The sequence below is a fragment of the Streptomyces sp. NPDC044571 genome (assembly GCF_040647115.1).
In the GTDB taxonomy this organism is placed as follows: Bacteria; Actinomycetota; Actinomycetes; order Streptomycetales; family Streptomycetaceae; genus Streptomyces.
Genome location: NZ_JBEZBN010000119.1, coordinates 1 through 2,087, shown reverse-complemented (window position 1 = coordinate 2,087; position 2,087 = coordinate 1). Strand labels below are relative to the sequence as shown.

The window sequence follows — 2,087 nt, the reverse complement described above, 5'->3', positions numbered from 1 at the left end:
GACGAAGCTCGGGTCGAAGATCCACGTCATCTGCGTCCCTGACGGGCTGCCGTCCCCGTCGGCATCTCCGGCGCCAACTTGCACGACAGCCAGGCGCTGATCCCGCTGATGCGCGACATCCCACCGATCCGCTCCCGCTACGACCCCGACGTCGGCGTCCGGCCAAGCTGCGGGCAGGCAGGGGTTACGACGCGCGGCACGATCTGCCGACGGCGGAGCGCTCAGCTTCGCCAGGCCCGCCCGCTCGCGCGGGACCTCCATCGGCCGTGGGAGCGGCCAGCGGAACCGAACAGGCTGACCCCCGCCCGGGTCCGGCGGGGGTTCAGGAACCTGCGGGCGAAGACGGAGGCACCGGTCGGTGCACCGAATCCCACCAGGCCCGGTCCCGGCCGTCCGTTGGGCTCGAAGAACCGACAGCCCGCCACCCGGTACGACGTCGGACGCGTCCTCGCCACTGGCGAGTCCTACACGCGACCCGCACACCACAAGGTCGGCACCAAGCCCTGACGCAGCTCAGAACCAAGTACAGCAGCGTGAATCTCCGGGCCGGCAGCATGGAGATCGTGCGACGATGCGTCGGCCAACTGAGCCGCGAGGAGGGATGAAGGACGATGGAGTACATCGACCTGGACGCACAGGTCGGCAACCTGTCAGGCGTTATATCCCCGGCTCGATACCTGGAGCATCTGCCCTCGCTAGCTGACGATCTGCCGGTCGGGGCCCGGGGCTTCGCGACTGCGCCAGAGCACTACGACTTCTCCAGCAAGCGGTGTGTAAAGGACCTGGAGGTCCAGCACATCCGCGGTCTCGGAGCTGATGGCCAGCAGATGGAGATCCAGTTCCGGCACAACTGCTGGAAGCACGACGAAGACCTGGTCATCCGCTACACAGGGGTCTCCAGCTTCGATGGCGGAAGCATCGGGGACAACGACTGGTCGACCATCGGGACGGTAATCCTCGACGAGGTCCTGCCCCACCAGAACGGTTGCAGTCACGAGATCGCGTTCTGGAACGGCTCATTCACCGTCGTCTGCCGAGATCTTGTCGCGATCTGGACCGAGGCGGACTGCCCCGACAACTCATAGACCAACAAGGCCTCCTCACGCACAGCCAACCCGCTCGCCGAGGTTAAACGGCAAGCTAAGACCGTGTCCTATGTGGTGAGGCGTCCTTGGTCTCGGCATGGGGCGGGGTGCAGCCTCGCCCTGAAGCCCGTGATCACGGGTCACCAAACGAACAACGTAAGGAGACACGACCGCCACCGCGGCCGTCACCTCAAGCCCCAACGCCTCCACGCCGAAAAGGCCTACGCCATCCCCACCTGTGGAGATGGTTACGCGGCAAACGGATCTGTGTCCGTATCGCCCGCAAGGGCGTCGAGTCATCGCAACGGCTCGGACGGCGCCGGTGGGTGATCGAGAGGACGTTGTCCTTGCTGACCGGCTACCGCCGACTCAACCACCGCTACGAACGCCATCCCCGCAACTACCTGGCCTTCCTCGGCCTCGCTGCAGCCCCCACCAGCTGGAAGAAGCTCGTTCACGTCATCATTCGGGGACACGGTCCTGTTGACCCATCGCGGTGACGAGGGTGGAGGAGACGTGAGCCAGGGCGGGGTCTGCAGCGATGAAGAACGTTTCGACTCCGGCCAGTTCGCGGTTCATACGGGCCATCGGCATTTCGTAGTCCAGGTCGGGAACGCCGCGGACTCCGCGGATGACGACGTCGATTCCGACTCGGCGGCAGTAGTCGACCAGCAAGCCGCCGGTGTGGGAGTCGACCGTGACGTTGCTCAAGTCGGTTGCTGCCGCGCGGAGCCGGTCCAGCCGTTCCGCGATGGGGAAGCGGCCGGTCTTGCTTGAATTGAACATCACGCACACGACGACCTCGTCGAACAGGAGGGCGGCGCGCCGGAGTACGTCCTGGTGCCCTTGAGTGACCGGGTCGAAGGATCCTGGGAAGAGGGCTCGCATGATCGGAAAGAGTAACAAGCGGCCGCCCCCGGTAGTGAAGTGCCAGGGCAGCCAAACCACCAAGATCATGCGTGACAGGGAGAACGACTGGCGGGCCGGGACAGACGCTTGATG

At 65.3% G+C, this 2,087-nt stretch carries 2 protein-coding genes and 3 pseudogenes; 4 read left to right on the top strand and 1 reads right to left on the bottom strand.

Features of this window, described 5'->3' with window-relative positions; translation table 11 throughout:
• The 4 genes and pseudogenes from AB0B01_RS30635 to AB0B01_RS30620 form a co-directional block, all read left to right on the top strand.
• Positions 1–200 (top strand): annotated as a pseudogene (locus tag AB0B01_RS30635) (IS5/IS1182 family transposase); the annotation flags it as partial.
• 22 nt (positions 201–222) lie between these two features.
• A pseudogene (locus tag AB0B01_RS30630) lies at positions 223–507 on the top strand (transposase); the annotation flags it as partial.
• A 104-nt stretch (positions 508–611) separates the two neighbouring features.
• Positions 612–1,085 (top strand): hypothetical protein, encoded by a 474-nt coding sequence (locus AB0B01_RS30625; protein WP_361726196.1) that lies wholly within the window; start codon positions 612–614, stop codon positions 1,083–1,085.
• A 272-nt stretch (positions 1,086–1,357) separates the two neighbouring features.
• Positions 1,358–1,585 (top strand): annotated as a pseudogene (locus AB0B01_RS30620) (transposase); the annotation flags it as partial.
• On the opposite strand, the gene coaD reads toward AB0B01_RS30620, so the two are convergent.
• Positions 1,548–2,087: pantetheine-phosphate adenylyltransferase (gene coaD, locus AB0B01_RS30615; protein ID WP_361726193.1), on the bottom strand; the 540-nt coding region annotated here is incomplete at its 5' end. The pseudogene AB0B01_RS30620 and the gene coaD overlap by 38 nt on opposite strands.